Here is a 19,364-nt window from a genome sequence, read left to right as displayed (position 1 = left end):
GTCTCAGTCCTCAGCTCTCGGCCAGGATCTGGCCGACGTAGCGGGCCACGGCGCGCACCGCGGCCATGTTGGTCGGGTAGTCCATGCGGGTGGGGCCGACGATGCCGAGCCCGCCGAGGGCGTGGTCACCGGACCCGTACCCCACGGAGACGACCGACGCACCGGAGAGCGCCTCGTGCGCGTTCTCCTCGCCGATCCGCACCAGGACGGCGCCGCCGGCGTCCACCTCGCTGATCAGCCGCAGCACGACGACCTGCTCCTCCAGCGCCTCCAGCAGCGGGCGCAGGCTGCCGGGGAAGTCGACGGCGACCCGGGCCAGGTTCGCCGTCCCACCGACGACCAGGCGGTCCTCCCCCGGCTCCACCAGCGTCTCGACCAGGGCGGCGCTGACCGCGGCGACCAGCCGGCGCAGGTGCGGCGGTGCGGTGTCCAGCAGGTCGGGCACCCGCCCGGCGGCGTCGGTGAGCCGGGTGCCGACGAAGGTCTGGTTGAGCAGCGCCCGCAGGTCGGCGACGTCGTCGCCGTCGCAGTCGACCGGGCAGTCGACGAGCCGCTGCTCCACCCGGCCGGTGTCGGTGATGAGCACCAGCAGCAGCCGGGCGGCGGCCACCTGCACCACCTCCAGGTGCCGGACGGCGCTGCGCGACAGCGTCGGGTACTGCACGACGGCGACCTGGTGGGTGAGCTGGGCCAGCAGCCGCACCGTGCGGCTGAGGATGTCGTGCAGGTCCAGCGCGCCGTCGAGGAAGCGCTCGATCGCCCGCCGCTCGGCCACCGACAGCGGCTTGACCGCCGAGAGCCGGTCGACGAAGAGCCGGTAGCCCTTGTCGGTGGGCACCCGGCCGGCGCTGGTGTGCGGCTGGGTGATGTAGCCCTGCTCCTCCAGCACCGCCATGTCGTTGCGGATGGTGGCCGGTGAGACACCGAGGTCGTGCCGGTCGGCGAGGGCCTTGCTGCCCACCGGGTCGTTGGTCGACACGTAGTCCTGGACGATGGCCCGCAGGACCTGCAGGCGGCGCTCGTCGTGCGCCACGGTGACACCTCCCCCGTACCGGTCGACGTGTCGGGCGGCCTCCGGCCGGAGCCCCGCCACCCGGGCCGCGGAGCCCGGCACTGGCACTGGCACTCGCGCGGACAGAGTGCCAGGCCAGCATACGCGACGGACCCCGTCCGCCTCCCGCTCGCGGCGAGTCCCGGGACCGGGGCCGGACGGGCCCGGGACGCCGCCGATAGGGTGGACGGCGGTCCGGCGCCCACGCGGGCGGTGCAGAGCGGAGGCTCCCCCCTGATCTTCAAGGCGGTCCGGAACGGCCGGCCCTACCCCGACCACGGCCTGTCGGCGCGGGACTGGGCGATGGTCCCGCCACGCCAGGTCCGGCTGGACACCCTGACCACCACCAAGCGCGAGCTGGCGCTGGACACCCTGCTGGCCGAGGACTCCACCTTCTACGGCGACCTGTTCCCGCACGCCGTGCTGTGGCGGGGCGAGCTGTACCTGGAGGACGGCCTGCACCGGGCGCTGCGGGCCGCGCTGCAGCAGCGCACCGTCATCCACGTGCGGGTGCTCGACCTCGACGCGATCGTCCCCGCCATCCGCGGCTGACGGCCCTCCTGCAGGGGCCCGCCGCGAGCTCGCGAGCGGTGGGGGGCAGGAGGGTCCTTTCAGAGCCAGCCCTTCTCCTCGGCCACGCGAGCGGCCTCCACCCGGGTGCGCGCGCCGGTCTTGCCGATCGCCGAGGACAGGTAGTTGCGCACCGTCCCCTCGGACAGGAAGAGCCGCCGGGCGATGTCGGCGACCGTCGCGCCGTCCGCGGCCGCGCGCAGCACGTCGGCCTCGCGGGTGGACAGCGGCGTGGCCCCCAGCGCCAGCGCGGCGGCGGCGAGATCCCGGTCGATCACCCGCTCCCCGGCGACGACGGCGCGGATGGCCCGCGCCAGCTCCGCCACGGGCGCGTCCTTGACCAGGAACCCGGCCGCGCCGACCTCCATCGCACGGCGCAGGAAGCCCGGGCGGCCGAAGGTGGTGAGGACGACGGCCCGGCAGCCGGGGACCGCGGCGGCCAGCGCCCGGGCGGCCTCCAGCCCGTCGCAGCCGGGCATCTCGATGTCCAGCAGCGCCACGTCCGGGGAGTGCGCGAGGGCGGCGTCCACCACCAGGTCCCCGCGGCCGACCTCGGCGACGACGTCGATGTCCTCCTCCAGGTCCAGCAGCGCCCGCAGCGCGCCCCGGACCATGGCCTGGTCCTCGGCGACCAGCACCCGGATCACCGGGCGCCCACCCGGTCGGCCACCGGCACGCGGGCGGACAGCCGGAAGCCGCCGCCGGGTCCCGGGCCGTGCTCCAGCCGCCCGCCCAGGCCGGCCACCCGCTCCGCGAGGCCGGACAGCCCCGACCCGGCGGCGCCGTCGCCGGGCCCGCGGCCGTCGTCGGTGACGGTCAGGACGACGTCCTCCCCGGTGCGGGACAGGTCGACGGTGACCGTGCGGGCGCCGCTGTGCCGCAGCGTGTTGGTCGTCGCCTCGCGCACCACCCAGCCGAGGACGGCGTCGACCGGGCCGGGCAGCTCCGGCAGGGGTGACGGCGCCCGCAGCGCGGTGCCGGCCGCGGACAGCGCGGCACGGGCCTCCGCGAGCGCCAGGGCCAGCCCGATCTGCCGGTAGCCGCTCACCGCCTCGCGGACCTCGGCCAGCGCCCGGCGGGCGGCGGCCTCGACGTCGGCCATCTCGGTGCGGGCGCGGGCCGGGTCGCGCTCGGCCAGCCGCCCGGCGAGCTCGGACTTCAGCGCGATGAGCGACAGGCTGTGCCCCAGCAGGTCGTGCAGGTCCCGGGCGAAGCGCAGCCGCTCCTCGGCGACGGCGGAGCGGGCCAGCTCGTCGCGGGCCTCGACCAGCTCGGCGTTGACCGAGACCAGGTGCCGGGTCCCGCGCAGCGCGAACGCGGTGAGCAGGCAGATCACCGGGAGGACGACGAGGTCCCCGAGCTCGTCGTGGCCGGCCAGCACCGCGGCGGAGACCCCCGCCGCCCCGAGGACCGCCGGCCACACCCACCGTGCGGGCAGCCCGGCCGCCGCGGCCGCCGACACGTAGATCATCAGACCGGCCCAGGACGGCCCCAGCCACACGGCCAGTCCACCGCCGAGCCCCGCCACCACCAGCAGCGCCCGCCACGGCACCTCGCGGCAGCGGTCGGCCATCCGCGCGAACACCGACAGGTAGACGGCGGTGAAGGTGGCCAGGCCCAGGAGGGCGACCACCCGGACGGCGGCCGGGCGCGGGGTGGCGGCCAGGTCGGCCAGCGGGAACGCCTGGAACAGCAGCCAGGGCAGCGCCCAGCCCACGCGCGCCCAGCGGGTGCGGGGGTCCACGGAGCCGGACCGGGGCGCCGTCGGCCCGCGCCCGCCACCGCTCCCCCACGCTCCAGCGCCCTCGGTCGGCAGGTCCACCGGGGCAGTGTGGCGCCCGGTGCGGCGTCCTGGCAGTACCGGACGTCGGCACCCGCGACTGACATCCGTCAGGCCGGGTCAGCCCCGGCGGTCCAGCGCCCAGACCACGGCGGCGTGCGGGAAGGTCAGCGCGAGCAGCACGCTGACCTGCGCCTGCAGGCCGGCCACGTCGCCCAGCTGCCAGAGCGCCGCCACCGCGGCCAGCGCGACGGCGCTCGGCAGCGCGCCCGCCCGGGCGAGCCGGCGGGCGGCCGGGCCCCACCCCGGCCCTCCCCCGGCGGGGCGGGCGAGGTCCAGCAGCCGGCCGGTGTGCCGGACGGCGTGCCAGAGACCGAAGTAGGCGCCGAAGGCCGCCAGCGGCGGGGCGACCGCGAAGACGGCGGCGATCAGCAGGAGCTCCCCGGCGTCGGGCACCCGCCCCCGGGCGAGCAGCCACGCCGTCGCGGCGGCGACCGTCACCGCGACCAGCACCAGCCCCGGCGTGCGGCTGGCCAGCGCGGCGTCGGCGATGGCGGGCGACAGCGCCCGCACCCAGGGGTCGGTGGTGGCCGGGTCGACCCACAGGAGCAGGCCGACGACGGCCAGCCCGTGCGCGGCGCACGGCAGCAGGTCCGTGGCCGGTCCGGGCACCGGCCGGCCGGCCCGCTCGGCCCAGGCGACCACCTCGCCGCGGCCGAAGTGGACCGCGGAAAGCACCAGGGCCGCGGCCAGCGCCGGGGTGGGGAGCAGCAGGAGCGCCGCGGCGGCCGCGGCGGCGACGGCCGCGTACCCGGCGGTGACCAGGGCGAGGGTGCGCCGCGGGGCCTGCCGGCCGCCGGACCACCACCAGGGGACCAGGTGGTCCACGGCGCCGTGCGGGATGCCGACGACCGCGCCGACGACCGCGATCGGCAGCGCGGCCGCGGCGGCCGCCCCGGGCGCGAGCACGCTGAGCAGCAGCAGGGCGGCCAGGACGGCCACCGGCAGCCGGGTGAGCACCGGCAGCTCCTGCAGCGCGCGGGGCCGCGGGACGGGGAGGGTGCCGGAGCGCGGGCGGACCGCCGCCGCGGAGGCGGCGGCGGTCCGTGGTGCGACGGTCACGACGACCGCCCTGGGTCAGGCCGCGACGGTGTCGCGGCCGGGGGTGGGCCGGGCGGCCGTTCCGTCGCCGGGGCCCGGGACGGCGTGGTCGTCGTCGTACGCCGGGTCCTCCAGCGCGCTCTTCACCCGGGCGATCTTGTAGATGGCCAGACCGAAGGCCGCCTTCGCGAGGATGTCGGCGATGCTGTAGCCGGCCTGCCGCAGGACGAAGCCGTCGGAACCACCGAAGAAGTCCCCGCCGATCACCGGGAACAGGTAGGCGATCGGGTAGACGCCCCACAGCCCGACCAGGGCCAGCCGCAGCATCTTGATGGTGTGCTGCACCTCCACCGGCTGACGGTCGATGGACTTGGTCAGCTCGACGAAGAGCACCCACAGCAGGTAGATGAACGGGATCGTCGACAGCGTCCCCCACAGCAGTCGCGGGCCGACCTCGCTGGTGATCTCACCCGGGTAGCCGAGGGCGATCATCAGCGCCGACGCCGGCACCAGCTTCCACAGCAGCCGGCGCGCCTCGCTCTTGGCCAGCGCCATGACCGCCACCGTCTCGATGAGCAGCAGCGGGACGGTGAGCAGCCAGTCGACGTACCGGTAGCCCTCGTTGAACTCCACGTTGGAGAGCAGGTGCGGGTCGGCGATGGTCTCCCCCGCCGGGTAGCTCGACTGGAAGTTGTCGAAGATCCGGATGTAGTGGTAGGCGGCGATGCCACAGACGATCGCCGAGACCACGATCGCGTTGCGGTAGCGCGGCGCGACCCGGTTCCGCGAGAACAGCAGGTACAGCGCGGTGAAGATCATCGACGCGATGACCAGGCTGAACAGGTTGTAGACGGTGGAGTACTGAACAGCTGAGAGCTCCGGTACGAAGATTCCGGTGTCAGTTCCCATGGGTGGACTCCTGAGGGACGGCGACGTTGCCGAGTCGTCGAGGCCGGGCCCCCCGGCCCCGTGCCGATCATGCACCCTCGGAAGTAAGTTGTGCAAGTTCCTTCAGCGCGTCGGGTTGATCCGGCGACCGGGCTGGGTACGGCGCCACGCCTGCCCGAGGCCCTCGACCGCCTCGGCGAGGTCCCGGGGCACGGCGGCCGCTCCGGTGTCCGCGCCGTCCCACCCCGGGCCGCCGGCCAGCACGCGCACCCTCCGGTGGGCGGCCGCCAGCTCGGGCAGGCCCTCGACGGCCGCCTGGTCGGGCCGGCTCAGCCAGACGAGGACGGCGGCGGCCCGGGTCCGGCGGGCCGCGCTCGCCAGCGCCGGCACCGGCGTGCGCGGCCCGAGCAGCCGGCACGGGACGCCGTCCTCGGCGAGCGCCGCCCGGGCCGCGTGCAGCGGGAGGACGTGCTCCTCCTGCGGGCCCCCGGCCAGCAGCACCGGCCGCTCCGACGGCGGCTCGGGCAGCGTCGCGGCGTGCCGCACCAGCGCCGTGGTCACCGCCTGGCTGAGCAGGTGCTCGATCTCGATGCCCGTCCCGGTGGCCGCCCAGTGCGCGCCGGCGGCGATGAGCACCGGGCGGACGACGTCGTCCCAGGCGACCAGGGTGCCGGTGTCGCGCAGCGCGGCCAGCACGGCGTCCTCGGCGCGCATCTCGTCCAGCCGGGCCGCGGCCCGGGCCAGACCGCGCGCCGCCTTCCCGGCACCGGGCACGGCCAGCCCGGTGCCGCCCGCGCCGGCGCGGCGCCGCGGACCGCCGCCGGCGCCCTCGACGTCCGCGATGCCGCGCACGGCGGCGGCCGCCGCGGCCGGGTCGGTGCCGGACAGCACGGCCTCGTGCACGGCCTGGAGCAGGGCGACGTCCTCGGGCGTGTAGCGGCGGTGGCCTCCTACGGACCGCGCGGAGGCGACCAGCCCGTAGCGGGTCCCCCACATGCGCACCGCGGAGGACGAGACGCCGAGCCGGGCGGCCACCTCGCCGACCGAGAGCTGCTCCATCGGCAGATGGTCACACGGCGGCGCCCGGCCGTCGCGCAGGTGCCCGTTGCGCGCGGAGGGCACCCGTCCTCACTCGGTGAGGTCGCGGACCAGGGCGTCGGCGAGCAGCCGCCCGCGGTCGGTGAGGACGGCGCGGCCGGCAGCGTGCGCGCCCGGCTCGAGCAGCCCGCGGGCGACGGCGTCCGCGGCGCGCAGCCGGCCGGCGTCGGACAGCGCGGTCAGCGGCAGCCCGGCGCGCAGCCGCAGGCCGAGCATCACCGCCTCCAGGGCGCGGTCGTCGTCGTCCAGCAGCTCGGTGTCCTGCACCGGGCGTTCCCCGCGCAGCAGGCGGCCGGCGTACGCGGCGGGGTGCTTGACGTTCCACCAGCGCAGCCCGCCGACGTGGCTGTGCGCGCCGGGCCCGACGCCCCACCAGTTGGCGCCCGACCAGTACAGCTCGTTGTGCCGGCAGCGCGCGGCCGCACCCGTCGCCCAGTTGGACACCTCGTACCAGTCGAAGCCGGCCGCGCGCAGGGTGGCGTCGGCCTGCTCGTAGCGGTCGGCGAGCACGTCGTCGTCGGGCTGCGGCAGCTCGCCGCGGGCGATGCGGCGGGCCAGCCGGGTGCCCTCCTCGACGATGAGGGCGTAGGCGCTGACGTGGTCGACCGGCGCGGCCAGGACGGCGTCCAGCGAGGCGGCCCAGTCGGCGTCGGTCTCCCCCGGCGTCCCGTAGATGAGGTCGAGGTTGACGTGCTCGAAACCGGCCGCGCGGGCCTCGCGCGCGGCCTCGACGGCGCGGCCGGGGGTGTGCCGTCGGTCGAGGACGGCGAGCACGTGCTCGGCGGCGGACTGCATGCCCAGGCTGACCCGGGTGAAGCCGGCCGCGCGCAGGGTGGCCAGCGAGGCGGGGGTCACCGTCTCCGGGTTGGCCTCGGTGGTGACCTCGACGTCGTCGGCCACGGGGAACAGCCGCCGGACCTCGGCCAGGACGGCGGCCAGGTCGTCGGCGGGCAGCAGCGTGGGGGTGCCGCCGCCGACGAAGACGGTGGCGACGGTGGGCAGCTCCGGGCCGAGGGTCTCGGCGGCCTGCCGCAGCTCGGCGATGGCGGTACCGGCGTACTCGGTGCGGCTGGCGCCCGGTCCCAGCTCGTCGGCGGTGTAGGTGTTGAAGTCGCAGTAGCCGCAGCGGGTGGCGCAGAACGGCACGTGCACGTAGAGCCCGAAGGGGGTGCCGGCCAGGCCCGCGCGGGCGCCGGCGGGGAGCGGCAGGGTCTGCGACGGGGCCTCGAGCAGCGGCAGGACGGTGTTCATCTGACCCCAGTCTGCCGCGCCGGGCAGGATGCGGGCTCGTGAGCGAGCATGCGAGCTCACGCATGAGCACAGCAGCGCCGCGAACGCGGCCGACGAGCGCCAGCGAGGAGGGCTCGTGAGCGACGACACCGTGCTGCAGGTCTCGACGTCCCGGGGGGTCGCCACCCTCACCCTGGACTCCCCCGCCAACCGCAACGCGCTGTCCCGGGCGATGCGGGCGAGGCTGCGCGAGGCCCTGGCCGGTGCGCTCGCCGACGACGCGGTGCGGGTGGTCGTGCTGGACCACACCGGCCGGGTCTTCTGCTCCGGGATGGACCTGACCGAGGCGGCCGGGGGCGGGTCCGGGGACCAGGGGGTGCGCGAGCTGCCGGCGCTGCTGGAGACGGTGTGGCGCTCGCCCAAGCCGGTGCTGGCCGTCCTGCGCGGGCCGGCGCGGGCCGGGGGGGTGGGGCTGGCCGCCGCCTGCGACGTCGTCGTCGCCGCCGACTCGGCGACCTTCGCCTTCTCCGAGGTCCGGCTGGGCATCGTGCCGGCGGTCATCTCCGCGGTCGTGCTGCCGCGGATGGTGCCGCACGTGGCGCACCGGCTGATGCTCACCGGCGAGGTGTTCGACGCCGCGGCGGCGGCCGCGGGCGGGCTGGTGGACCTGGCGGTGCCCGACGCCGAGGTGGACACCGCCGTGGCGGCCCAGGTCGCCGCGCTCGCCGCCGGGGCGCCGGCCGCGCTGGCCGAGACCAAGCGGCTGCTGCGTGCCGGGGGGCTGCGCGGGTCGGCCGACGAGCTGCTGGAGCTCTCGGCGCGGTTCTTCGCGAGCGAGGAGGGCCAGGAGGGCATCGCCGCGTTCCGCGAGAAGCGCCCGGCCCGCTGGGTGCCCGCCCCCGGCTGAGCGCGTGCCGCTGGGTGGCCGGACACGGCGCGGCGGGTCCTCCCCCGGGGATGGTCGTGCTCTGCCCACCACCGTGGGCAGAGCACGAGCACCCCGGGGTCGACACCCGGGGCCCGACCGTCACCCCCGGTGCGCCCCGGACACGCCCGCGGGCTTGACAGGCCGCACCCCCGGGGTGACGGTCGTCACGTTCTCTACCCGGCCCGACGCGGCGTCGTCTGCACGACCGGCCTCCTCCGTCGCGGTCCACCGTCTCGTGCGAGAGAAGGCCCGCCATGCGGAGAACCGTCCCCCTGCTCGTGCTGCTGCTCCTCGGGTCGCTGCTCGGCACCACCCCCGCGGCGGCGCAGGAGCGGGAGACCACCGTCGACCTGGACCTGTCCCGCTCCGAGGTCGTGGCCGGAGGTCACTCCTTCGGCGACGCCGGCGCCTACGAGAAGCTGGTCGGCACCATCGCCTTCCGGGTCGACCCCGAGGACCCGCGCAACGCGGTGGTCACCGACCTGGACCGGGCGCCCCGCGACGCCGACGGCCTGGTCGCCTACGACACCGACTTCTACCTGCTCGTGCCGCAGGACCGGTCCCGGTGGAACGGCAAGCTGTTCTTCGAGGTCAACAACCGCGGCAACAAGCGGACGCTCGCCTACGTCAACAGCTCCGTCGCGTCCCAGGACCGGCTCAGCGACCCGTCCACCGTGGCGGACCTCGGGACCGGCTTCCTCCTCGAGCAGGGCTACGCCGTCGCCTGGGCCGGCTGGGAGGGCGACGTCCTGCCCGGTAACAACCGCATGACGATCCGGCTGCCCGTCCCCACCGAGGCCGACGGCAGCCCGATCACCGGCGAGACCGTCGTGGAGTTCCACGAGACCGACTTCGCCGCCGACGGCAGCACCGAGTGCCTGCCGCTGTCCGGCTCGGCCGACTTCGCCAGCTACCCGGCGGTCACCGACCGGCCCGCGGAGCTGCGCGTCCGGCCCAGTGACTCCCCGCGCCCGTCCGGACCGGAGATCCCGCAGGGCGACACGGTCCCGGCCGACGCCTGGCGCTTCGAGGGGGACGAGACGGTCTGCGTCGACGGCGGTTTCCGGCCCGGCACCGTCTACGAGCTCGGCTACACCGCCCGCGACCCCCGGGTGATGGGGCTGGGGTACGCCGCGACGCGCGACGTGGTGTCCTTCCTGCGGCACCGGACGGCCGACGCCGACGGCGACGCGAACCCGCTGGCCGCCGGCGGCGGTGTCACGCACGTGCTGGGCCAGGGCATCTCCTCCAGCGGGATGTACCTGCGGGACTTCGTGTACCAGGGCTTCAACGAGGACACCGAGGGCCGCGCGGTGTTCGACGGGGTGAACATCCACATCCCCGGGGCGCACAAGCTGTTCCTCAACTACCGCTTCGCCCAGCCCAACCCCTTCTCCACGCAGCACCGCGACCGCTACATCCCCCACGTGGGGTTCCCGTTCCACTACGGCGTCCGGCAGGACCCGGTCTCCGGGCGGACGGACGGCATCCTCAAGCGGCCGGCCACCGACCCCCTGGTGGTGCACACCGACAGCTCGACGGAGTACTGGCAGTTCCAGGCGTCGCTGGTGAACACCGACGGGTTCGGCTCCGACGTCGCGCTGCCGGACACGGTGCGCCAGTACCTGGTCTCCGGCTCCCAGCACTTCGCGGCGGCGGGCGCGGTCCCCTCGCCGGGGACCTGCCAGCAGCCGAGCAACCCCACCCACGTCGGGCCGGCGCTGCGCGCCCTGCTCGTCTCGCTGGACCGGTGGGTGGTCGACGGCACGGAACCGCCGTCGAGCCGCGCGCCGTCGATCGCCGACGGGACGCTGGTCGCCAGCGACCGGGACGCGACCGGGTTCCCGGAGATCCCGGGCGTCGGGTACACCGGGCTGTACAACGCCGCGGCCGAACGCGACTTCGGCCCGCAGGTCGAGGGCAACGCGGGCGTCATCGACGACTGGCGGCACGCCGACGTCGTGGCGCCCTACGACGTCCGCATGCCGAGCGTCGACGCCGTCGGCATCGACGAGGGCGGCCTGGAGCTGCCCGAGGTGGCCGCGCCGACCGCGACGCTGACCGGGTGGAACCTGCAGGCCGAGCCCTACACCGTCGGGGACGTGTGCGGGCTGACCGGCATGCGGGTGCCGTTGGCGCGGACCCCCGCGGACGCCGCCGACGGCGACGAGCGGCCCACCCTGCAGGAGCTGTACGGCACCTCCGAGGGGTACGTGCAGGCCGTGCGCGCCGCGGCCGACGCGCTGGTCGCCGACCGGCTGCTCCTGCCCGCCGACGCCCGCGCCGCGGTGCAGGCCGCCTACGCCGCCGACGTGCTGCCCGGCACCCCGACCGGCGGCGCGGTGCGGGTGCTGCACGCCGCCCCGGGCACTGGTGCGGTGGACGTGTGGGTCGACGGCGAGCGGGTCGTCGAGGCGGCGACGTTCGGCACCCTGGGCGCTCACACGCCCGTGGGTCCCGGAGACCACCGGGTGGAGGTGCGGGCCGCGCCGTCCAGCGCCGCCGACGCCGCGCTGGTGGCGGGGACCGTGTCCGCCGCGGGGCCGACGACGGTGACGGTCACCGGCTCGGCCGCCGGTGACGGCGCGCCGCCGGCGCTGTCGGTGCTCGCCGACGCCACCGCACCCGAGGCGCCGTCCGCGGGCCTGCGGGTGGCGCACGCCGTCCCCGACCTCGGCGCGGTCGACGTGCAGCTGCGGCCCACCCCGGATGGGGAGTGGACCACGGCCGCCACCGGGGTCGCACCGGGTGCGGACAGCGGGCCCCTGCGGGTGGCCGCCGGCACGCACGACCTGCGCCTGCTGGCCGCTGGGACCGACGAGGTGGTGGCCGTGGTCGCCGACGTCGTGACCCCGGCCGGTTCGGTGCAGACCGCCCACGCCATCGGGTCCGCCGGCCCGGGGCGGGACCGGCCGGGGCTGCGCGTCCTCGTCGTCCCGGACGGGCCGGGGACCGACAGCGCGACCCGGCTGGCCGACCAGACCCCGGTGGTGGACACCGACGAGACGCGGGAGGACCCCGTGCCGCACCGCTACGTCCACGGCACGATCGGCGACGCCGCCTACCAGCTCGCGCTGCCCGTGGAGTGGAACGGGCGGCTGCTGACCTCCAGCCGCGGCTTCTCCGGTGACGAGTTCAGCAACGACGACACGTACAAGGACGTCGCGCTGCGCCACGGCTACGCCTATGCCGCGAGTGACGAGGGCTGGAACCGTCGGACCATCGCCGACCAGCCGGAGGACTCCTACCACGAGTCCCGCCGGCGCCTGGCCGAGCTCACCCAGCACGCCACCGGCGTGGTCGCCGCCCACCACGGGCGGGCCCCCGAGCGCAGCCTGCTGGCCGGCGGCTCCAACGGCGGCCACCACACCAAGTGGCTGGTCGAGTCCTTCCCCGAGCTCTACGACGGCGGGGTGAGCATGTACGGCTACAACTCCGGGCTGGAGATGTGGCGGGCGTTCCCGGTCTTCCTGCGCAACTACGACGTCATCGAGCCGCGCATCGGCGACGTCATCGCCGCCGGCGGGAGCGACGTCGACCCGCCGCTGACCCCGGAGCAGACCGACGCACTGGCGGCCATCTACTCGATCCCGGCGCAGCTGCGCGGTGGATTCTCCTACGACGTCGGCCGCGCGCCGGGCTCCGAGCGCGAGTGGCCGGAGGCCTACGTGGCCGCCGTCGGCTACCTCAGCGACTCGATCGGCGAGTGGGACCCCACCTACGACCCGGACGGCGACGGCACGGTCTCGCTCGACGAGCTGGAGGCGTGGGAGCCGTACGAGGCCCCGGCGGAGGCACAGGCCGAGATGCGCCTGCTGGACCTCACCGGCGACCTGGACCGGCCGGTCGTCGTCGGCCACGGCACCGCCGACACCATCGTCACGCCCAGGGAGGCCGACGCCTACGAGCAGCTGGTCGCCTCGGTCGCCGGCGACGACGCCCCACTGCGCACCTACCTGTTCCCGGAGATGGGCCACGGCGGCGCCGCCGTCCACCCGTTCGTCGAGCAGGCGCTGGCCGCCGTGGAGGACTGGATCACCCACCGGGCCACCGACGGTGCGCAGGGCAGCGAGCCCGGTCGCATCACCGGCCTGGAGCCCGTCGCCGCCGGGTGACCCGGGAACCGGTCGGCCGGGCGACTACCGCAGCCGGCGGGAGGAGTCCGGCAGCCGCTCGGTGACCCCGCGGGCGTCCAGCCACTCCATCAGCGGGACGGCGACCCGGCGGCTGGTCCCCCACGCCGAGCGGGCCTGGCTGAGCGTGAACGGGGCGGGCACGCCGGCCAGCCGGGCCCGCGCCTGCTCGGCCACCCCCGGCGCGAGGAACACGCCGTCGGCGACCTTCACCAGCTGCCCGTCGCGGACCGCGGCGGCCAGCTCCCGCGGCCCGAGCCCGGCGGCGCGCAGCTCCTCGGCGTCCGGCGCGGCGAAGGGGTCGGCGGCCAACCGGGCGCGGACGGCGTCGACGGCCCGCTGCACCGGCTCGGGCAGCCCGGCGGCCGCGGCGACGACCCGGCCCTCCCGGAGGGCGAGCGGTGGCCGGACGGCGGCGGGCACCAGCTCGTCGTCGGGCAGCTCCAGCGCCCGGCGCGCGACGGCGACCGGCGGCCCCGGCTCCAGCGGGCGCAGCTGCCGGTAGCGGGCGACGACCCCGGGCAGCGTCGCGGCGAGCTCGTCGGCCAGCCCGGGGGCGAGCAGCCAGGGCCCCACGGTCGTCGCCCCGTCGGGCTGCGGCCAGCCCATCGCGGCGAAGTCCGCGGCCCGGACGAACCGCCGGCGGGCGAGCTCGGCGGCCGCGCCCGCCGCGCCGTCCGGCCGGGCGGCCAGCTCCTCGGCACGCCGGCGGGCCGCGCCGCGGCGGCGCAGCTCGGGCGGGTCGACGTCCCGGACGTCGGCTCCGTGCACCCGCCGCGCCCCCGGGTCGCGCAGCAGCAGCCGGTCCCCGACCCGCAGCGGCAGCGGCGCGGCCAGCCGGAGCCGGACCGACGTCCCCTCCAGCGGGCGCAGCCGTGCGGCGACCGCCGCGGAGCCGACGTGCACGACGACCTCGGCGGGCAGCCGGTCGTCGACCTCGCGGGCGAGCGTGACGTCGAGCTCGGCGGTGTCGCGGAACGCGCCGGGGGTGAGCAGCGCGTCGCCGCGGGACAGCTCCTCCACCGAGGTGCCCCGCAGGTTGAGCGCCACCCGGGCGGTCGCCCCGGCCCGCTCGACCGGCCGGCCGAGCGAGTGCAGGCCGCGGACGACGACCTCCCGGCCACCGAGGGCCAGCCGGTCGCCCGCGGCGACGCGGCCCGCGGCGAGGGTCCCGGTGACCACCGTGCCCGCGCCCTTGACCGGGAACGCGCGGTCGACCCACAGCCGCACCGGCGCGTCCCGGTCCGGCGACGGCAGCCCGGCCAGCAGCGCCTCCAGGGCGGCGGCCAGCTCGGGCACGCCCCGCCCGGTCGGCGCGCTCACGGCCACCCCGGGCACCGTGCCCACCGAGGTCGCCGCCAGCCGCTCCCGGGCGTCGGCGAGCACCGGTGCCGGGTCGGCGAGGTCGGCCTTGGTGACGGCGAGCAGCGCGTGCCGCACACCGAGGGCGTCCAGGACGGCGACGTGCTCGGCGGTCTGCGCCGACCAGCCGTCGTCGGCCGCGACCACGACCAGCGCGGCGGGCACCGACCCCACCCCGGCGAGCATGTTGCCGACGAAGCGCTCGTGCCCGGGGACGTCGACGACCGCCAGCCGGCGACCCGAGGGCAGCGTCGTCCAGGCGAAACCGAGGTCGATGGTCAGCCCGCGGCGGCGCTCCTCCTCCCACCGGTCGGGCTCCATGCCGGTGAGCGCGCGGACCAGCGTGGACTTGCCGTGGTCGACGTGCCCGGCGGTGGCGATGACGTCCATACCGGTCCCGTCCGTGCCGGTCACGTCCACCGGCGGGCCACGTCCAGCACCGCGGTCGCCAGCGCGTCGTCGTCCGCGGGGGCCAGGCTGCGCAGGTCGAGCAGGGTGCGGTCGCCGGCGACGTGGCCGACCACCGGCGGGGTGGCGGCGCGCAGCGGCACCGCGAACGCCTCGGGCAGCGAGACGGCGGCGCTGGGCAGCGGGTGCTCCGGCGCCCCTCCCCCGCCGACGCGGGCCTGCGACTCGACCGCGACCGCGTCCAGGCCGGCGGCGGCAAGCCGGGCGGCGAGCGCGGCGGCGCGGGCGCGCAGCCCGTCGACGTCGGCGGCGAGCATCCGCTGCACCGGCGGGCGCGGGCCGCGCAGCGTCGCCTCCAGCGCGGCGAGGGTGGTCTTGTCCACCCGGAGGGCGCGGTACAGCGGGTGGCGGCGCAGCCGCCGCACCAGGTCGGCGCGGCCGAGCACCAGCCCGGCCTGCGGCCCGCCGAGCAGCTTGTCACCACTGGCCAGCACCAGGTCGGCACCGTCGGCCAGCGCCGTCTGCAGGTCCGGCTCCTCGGGCAGCGCCGGGTGCGGGCGCAGCAGGCCCGAGCCGACGTCGGCGACCAGCGGGACGCCGGTCCCGGCCAGCCCCGCGGCGAGCTCGGCCACCTCGACGGCCCGGGTGAAGCCGCGGACGACGAAGTTCGACGGGTGCACCTTGAGCACCGCGCCGGTGTCCGGGCCGAGCACGCGGGTGTAGTCCTCGAGCGCCACCCGGTTGGTCGTGCCGACCTCGCGGAGGCGCGCGCCGGTGGCCTCCAGCAGCTCGGGGATGCGGAAGCCGTCGCCGATCTCCACCAGCTCGCCGCGGGCGATGACCAGCTCCCCGCCCAGCGCGGTGGCGGTGAGCGCGAGCGCCGCGGCGCAGTTGTTGACCACCAGCGCGGCCTGCGCTGCGGGCACGGCCTCGCGCAGCGCGGCCAGGGCCGCCTCGCCCCGCGGGCCGCGCCGGCCGGTGGCCAGGTCCAGCTCCACGTCGGTGGTGCCGCTGGCGGCGACGACCGCCTCGACCGCGGCCGGGGACAGCGGCGCGCGGCCCAGGTTCGTGTGCACGAGCACGCCGGTCGCGTTGAGCACCGGGCGCAGGCTGCTCGGCGTCGTCGGCAGGCCGGCCAGGACGGCGGCCACGGCGCCCTCGGGCGCGACGGCGCCGTCCCGGACGCGCTGCTGGACCTCCTGGACGGCGGCCTTCACGAGCTCGCGGCCCAGCCGGCCGACGGCGGCGGCCACCTGCGGGTCGGCCAGCAGCGTGTCGGTGCGCGGCACCCGCCGGCGGGGGTCGGTGCTCATCGGCGCCGAGGGTAGGCGGGTCCGCCGCGGAGCCGGGCGGCCCGGCTCCGCGGCAGGCGCGATCCGGTGGCGCACGACTGTCCGGCCGGGGAGGTCGGGCGTCCCGGGCGCCGTCGGGAGGAGGCCCGGTGCCGGGGGTGTGCCGGCCACCGGCCGGGGCGCGCGGCCCCGGCCGGTGGGCGGGATGGCGGAGGCGGACGGGAATCGAACCCGCCTGACCGAGGTGCTCGGCCACGTCGGCTTTAGAGGCCGCGGGGGCCACCAGGCGCCCTGACGCCTCCGCCGGCCAGCCTACGGTGGAGGCGTGACGACCGCCCCCGCTCGCACCCGGCTCACCCAGTACGCGCACGGCGGCGGCTGCGCCTGCAAGATCCCGCCCGGGGAGCTGGAGGCCGTGGTGGCCGGGCTGACCGCCACCGGCCCGGTCGACCCGGCCGCGGAGCTGGTCATCGGGCTGGACGACGGCGACGACGCGGCCGTCGTGCGCACCGCGGGTGGGCAGGGCCTGGTGCTGACCACGGACTTCTTCACCCCGGTCGTCGACGACGCCTACACCTTCGGCCGGATCGCGGCGACCAACGCGCTGTCCGACGTCTACGCGATGGGCGGCACCCCGGTGGTCGCGGTCAACCTGCTCGGCTGGCCGCGCGACGTGCTGCCCGCCGAGCTGGCCGCCGAGGTGCTGCGCGGCGGGCTGGCGGCCGCCCACGAGGCGGGCTGCCACGTCGGCGGCGGGCACTCCATCGACGACCCCGAGCCCAAGTACGGCATGGCGGTGACCGGCGTCGTCGACGTCGACCGGGTCATCACTAACTCCGTCGCCGTCGCCGGGACGCCGCTGTCGCTGACCAAGCCGCTGGGGATCGGTGTGCTCAACAACCGGGTGAAGGCCACCGGCGAGGAGTCGGCGGAGGCGGTGGCCGCGATGACGACCCTGAACCGGGACGCCGGCCGGGCCGCGGTCGCCGCGGGCATCCGCGCCGGCACCGACGTCACCGGGTTCGGCCTGCTGGGCCACCTCTACAAGATGGCGCGGGCCAGCGGGGTGACCGCAGTGGTCGACGCGGCCGCCGTCCCCTACCTGGCCGGGGCACGCGAGGCGCTGGCCGCCGGCTTCGTCTCCGGCGGCACCCGGCGGAACCTGGACTGGGTGCGCCCGCACACCGACCTGTCCGCGGTCGGCGAGGACGAGGCGCTGCTGCTGGCCGACGCGCAGACCTCCGGCGGGCTGCTGCTCGGCGGCGAGGTGCCCGGCGCGCCGGTGATCGGGGAGTTCGTGCCGCGGGGGGAGCACGTGGTCGTCGTCCGCTGACAGCCGCGGGAGCATCGCAGCGAGCGCCAGCGAGCGAGGAGCGGACCGCGGCGCGGAAGCGGACCCGGGTCGTCGTCCGCTGACAGCCGCGGGAGCATCGCAGCGAGCGCCAGCGAGCGAGGAGCGGACCGCGGCGCGGAAGCGGACCCGGGTCGTCGTCCGCTGACGGCCGCGGGGGCGGACTGTTGTGACCGTCCGCGGACAGCCGCCGGGCCACCGAACGGGGTGTGACGCGCGACCCGACCTGCGTGTTCACCCAACGGTGCGCCTCCTGGCCGGAGTCGGCCTCCCCCCGTTCACCGCGCCCGGACAGGGTCCCGGTCGTGAGTGCCGAGCCGATCACCGCTGCCCCGGGCGCGGTCGTGGCGTCGACGCCGCGGGCCGGCACCCCGGCGCCTCCCCCGGCGCGAGCGTCGGGGGGCGCGGCGGCCGACCCGCCGGGCAACCGGCGGCGGGACCTGCTGATCGCCGCGGCGTTCCTGCTGCCCAACCTGGTGCTGCTGGTGGTGTTCACCTACCGCCCGCTGCTGGACAACATCCGGCTGTCCTTCACCAGCTGGAACATCTCCTCGCCGACCGCGGAGTTCATCGGCGTCGACAACTACGTGGAGTGGCTCACCAGCGAGGACAGCCGGCAGGTCCTCTGGAACACCGTCGTCTTCACCGGCTCGGCCGTGGTCGGCACGATGGTCATCGGCCTGGCGCTCGCCCTGCTGCTGGACCAGAGGCTGTTCGGCCGCAACGCCGTCCGGTCGCTGGTCTTCGCGCCGTTCGTGCTGGCCGGCGCGGCCGTCGGCGTGGCCTTCCAGTTCGTCTTCGACCCGACCTTCGGGTTGGTGCAGGACCTGCTCGCCCGGGTCGGCGTGGCGGCTCCGGACTTCTACCAGGACCCGGACTGGGCGCTGTTCATGGTCACGGCCACCTACGTCTGGAAGAACCTCGGCTACACCTTCGTCATCTACCTGGCCGCCCTGCAGGGGCGGCGGCCGGAACTGGACGAGGCGGCCGAGATCGACGCCGCGTCCAGCTGGACGAGGTTCCGGCACGTCACCTGGCCGCAGCTGCGGCCGGCGACCTTCTTCCTGCTCATCACCGTGCTGCTCAACAGCTTCCAGGTCTTCGACGTCATCAGCGTCATGACCCGCGGCGGCCCGCTGGGCAACGGCACCACGACGATGGTCTACCAAGTCTACCAGGAGACGTTCGTGAACCAGCGGGCCGGCTACGGCGCCACGGTGGCCACGATCATGTTCCTCGGCCTGCTGGTCATCACCCTCGTCCAGGTCCGGGTCATGGAGCGGGGGCGGGAGGCGTGAGCACCCCCGCCGCGCACGAGCGCGACCGCCCGCTGGCCCGCGTCGGCGGGTACCTCGGCCTGCTGCTGGTCGTCGTCGTGGTCGCCCTGCCGCTGTACTGGATCCTGGTCACCTCGCTCAAGGAGCGGCCGGACATCTACACCGTGCCGGTCACCTGGCTGCCCGACCCGCTGACCAGCGACAACTACCTGCGCGTGGGCACGGGCGTGGCGTTCACCGACTACCTGCGCAACTCGATCCTCATCACCACCGTCCTGACGGTCGTGCAGGTGACCCTCGGGGTGCTCTCGGCGTTCGCGCTGGCCTTCCTGCGCTTCCCCGGGCGCAGCCTGGTGCTGCTGGTGGTGATCGCCAGCCTCATGGTGCCCAACCAGGTGACGGTGATCAGCAACTACGCGCTGGTGGCCCAGCTGGGCTGGCGGAACACCTTCGCCGGGATCATCGTGCCGCTGGCCGGCGTGGCCTTCGGGACGTTCCTGATGCGCAACCACTTCCTGTCGCTGCCGAGGGAGATCCTCGAGGCGGCGGAGATGGACGCCGCCGGACCGCTGAAGATGCTGTGGCGGGTCGTGCTGCCGATGTCCTGGCCGACGCTGGTCGCCTTCGCGCTGATCACCATCGTCAACGAGTGGAACCAGTACCTCTGGCCGCTGCTGATGGCCGACGACGCCTCCACCGCGCCGCTGCCGGTGGGCCTCGCCCAGCTGCAGGACACCGCCGGGCTCACCAACTGGGGCCCGGTCATGGCCGGCACGGTCGTGACCATGCTGCCGATCCTGGTGATCTTCCTGGTGCTGCAGCGCCACATGATCAAGGGCCTGACCGCCGGAGCGGTCAAGGGCTGACCCGCGCGCGGCACCCACCCCCTCCCCCC

Annotated in this window: 15 protein-coding genes and 1 tRNA gene; 6 read left to right on the top strand and 10 right to left on the bottom strand. The window is 76.4% G+C overall.

The genetic code is table 11. From position 1 onward, the window contains the following. Positions 1 to 10: 10 nt before the first annotated feature. Positions 11 to 1,033 carry a heat-inducible transcriptional repressor HrcA gene (gene hrcA, locus RTG05_RS06980; RefSeq protein WP_166528033.1) on the bottom strand — a complete coding sequence of 341 codons (1,023 nt, stop codon included), beginning with the start codon at positions 1,031 to 1,033 and terminating at the stop codon, positions 11 to 13. A 252-nt stretch (positions 1,034 to 1,285) separates the two neighbouring features. Here hrcA and RTG05_RS06975 point away from each other — a divergent pair, with 252 nt between their 5' ends. Beyond that, positions 1,286 to 1,603: a type II toxin-antitoxin system VapB family antitoxin gene (locus RTG05_RS06975; protein ID WP_166529562.1), complete on the top strand. Its 318-nt coding sequence runs from the start codon at positions 1,286 to 1,288 to the stop codon at positions 1,601 to 1,603. A gap of 59 nt (positions 1,604 to 1,662) precedes the next feature. Here the strand turns inward: RTG05_RS06975 and RTG05_RS06970 are convergent, their stop codons facing one another. The 6 genes from RTG05_RS06970 to hemW form a co-directional block, all read right to left on the bottom strand. Next, positions 1,663 to 2,268: a response regulator transcription factor gene (locus tag RTG05_RS06970; protein ID WP_166528032.1), complete on the bottom strand. Its 606-nt coding sequence runs from the start codon at positions 2,266 to 2,268 to the stop codon at positions 1,663 to 1,665. After that, positions 2,265 to 3,365 carry a sensor histidine kinase gene (locus tag RTG05_RS06965; RefSeq protein ID WP_166528031.1) on the bottom strand — a complete coding sequence of 367 codons (1,101 nt, stop codon included), beginning with the start codon at positions 3,363 to 3,365 and terminating at the stop codon, positions 2,265 to 2,267. The genes RTG05_RS06970 and RTG05_RS06965 overlap by 4 nt, the downstream gene beginning before the upstream one ends. Before the next feature lie 156 nt (positions 3,366 to 3,521). Further along, positions 3,522 to 4,523 (bottom strand): beta-carotene 15,15'-dioxygenase, Brp/Blh family, encoded by a 1,002-nt coding sequence (locus RTG05_RS06960; protein ID WP_315912400.1) that lies wholly within the window; start codon positions 4,521 to 4,523, stop codon positions 3,522 to 3,524. Positions 4,524 to 4,538: 15 nt separating this feature from the next. After that, entirely contained in the window at positions 4,539 to 5,411 is an 873-nt protein-coding gene (locus tag RTG05_RS06955; RefSeq protein WP_166528029.1) for a bacteriorhodopsin-like, read from the bottom strand. A 102-nt stretch (positions 5,412 to 5,513) separates the two neighbouring features. After that, positions 5,514 to 6,449, bottom strand: coding sequence for a MerR family transcriptional regulator (locus RTG05_RS06950; protein WP_315912399.1), 936 nt, complete (start codon positions 6,447 to 6,449; stop codon positions 5,514 to 5,516). Between the two features lie 69 nt (positions 6,450 to 6,518). Then, positions 6,519 to 7,739 carry a radical SAM family heme chaperone HemW gene (gene hemW / locus RTG05_RS06945; protein WP_166528026.1) on the bottom strand — a complete coding sequence of 407 codons (1,221 nt, stop codon included), beginning with the start codon at positions 7,737 to 7,739 and terminating at the stop codon, positions 6,519 to 6,521. A 115-nt stretch (positions 7,740 to 7,854) separates the two neighbouring features. On the opposite strand from hemW, the gene RTG05_RS06940 reads away from it, so the two are divergent. Then, positions 7,855 to 8,625 (top strand): enoyl-CoA hydratase-related protein, encoded by a 771-nt coding sequence (locus RTG05_RS06940; RefSeq protein ID WP_166528025.1) that lies wholly within the window; start codon positions 7,855 to 7,857, stop codon positions 8,623 to 8,625. Between the two features lie 275 nt (positions 8,626 to 8,900). Continuing rightward, positions 8,901 to 12,761 (top strand): alpha/beta hydrolase domain-containing protein, encoded by a 3,861-nt coding sequence (locus tag RTG05_RS06935; protein ID WP_166528024.1) that lies wholly within the window; start codon positions 8,901 to 8,903, stop codon positions 12,759 to 12,761. Between the two features lie 24 nt (positions 12,762 to 12,785). On the opposite strand, the gene selB is transcribed toward RTG05_RS06935, so the two are convergent. From selB to RTG05_RS06920, 3 genes are all read right to left on the bottom strand, one after another. Continuing rightward, a complete protein-coding gene (selB, locus tag RTG05_RS06930) occupies positions 12,786 to 14,531 on the bottom strand; it encodes a selenocysteine-specific translation elongation factor (RefSeq protein WP_166528023.1) in 1,746 nt (581 codons plus the stop codon). Positions 14,532 to 14,551: 20 nt separating this feature from the next. Beyond that, positions 14,552 to 15,862: an L-seryl-tRNA(Sec) selenium transferase gene (gene selA, locus RTG05_RS06925; protein WP_166528022.1), complete on the bottom strand. Its 1,311-nt coding sequence runs from the start codon at positions 15,860 to 15,862 to the stop codon at positions 14,552 to 14,554. 185 nt (positions 15,863 to 16,047) lie between these two features. Continuing rightward, positions 16,048 to 16,143: transfer RNA gene (locus RTG05_RS06920), tRNA-OTHER, on the bottom strand. A 23-nt stretch (positions 16,144 to 16,166) separates the two neighbouring features. On the opposite strand from RTG05_RS06920, the gene selD reads away from it, so the two are divergent. From selD to RTG05_RS06905, 3 genes are all read left to right on the top strand, one after another. Beyond that, on the top strand, positions 16,167 to 17,174 hold the full coding sequence (gene selD, locus RTG05_RS06915; protein ID WP_166528021.1) for a selenide, water dikinase SelD: 1,008 nt from the start codon (positions 16,167 to 16,169) through the stop codon (positions 17,172 to 17,174). 323 nt (positions 17,175 to 17,497) lie between these two features. Beyond that, positions 17,498 to 18,490, top strand: coding sequence for a carbohydrate ABC transporter permease (locus tag RTG05_RS06910; protein ID WP_315912398.1), 993 nt, complete (start codon positions 17,498 to 17,500; stop codon positions 18,488 to 18,490). Continuing rightward, the gene (locus RTG05_RS06905) at positions 18,487 to 19,335 is read left to right on the top strand and encodes a carbohydrate ABC transporter permease (RefSeq protein WP_166528020.1); all 849 of its coding nucleotides are present in this window, start codon (positions 18,487 to 18,489) and stop codon (positions 19,333 to 19,335) included. Before RTG05_RS06910 ends, RTG05_RS06905 begins: the two co-directional genes overlap by 4 nt. The last annotated feature ends 29 nt before the right edge of the window (positions 19,336 to 19,364 follow it).

Source organism: Geodermatophilus sp. DSM 44513 (assembly GCF_032460525.1).
In the GTDB taxonomy this organism is placed as follows: domain Bacteria; phylum Actinomycetota; class Actinomycetes; order Mycobacteriales; family Geodermatophilaceae; genus Geodermatophilus.
This window is presented reverse-complemented; position numbering and strand designations above follow the sequence as displayed.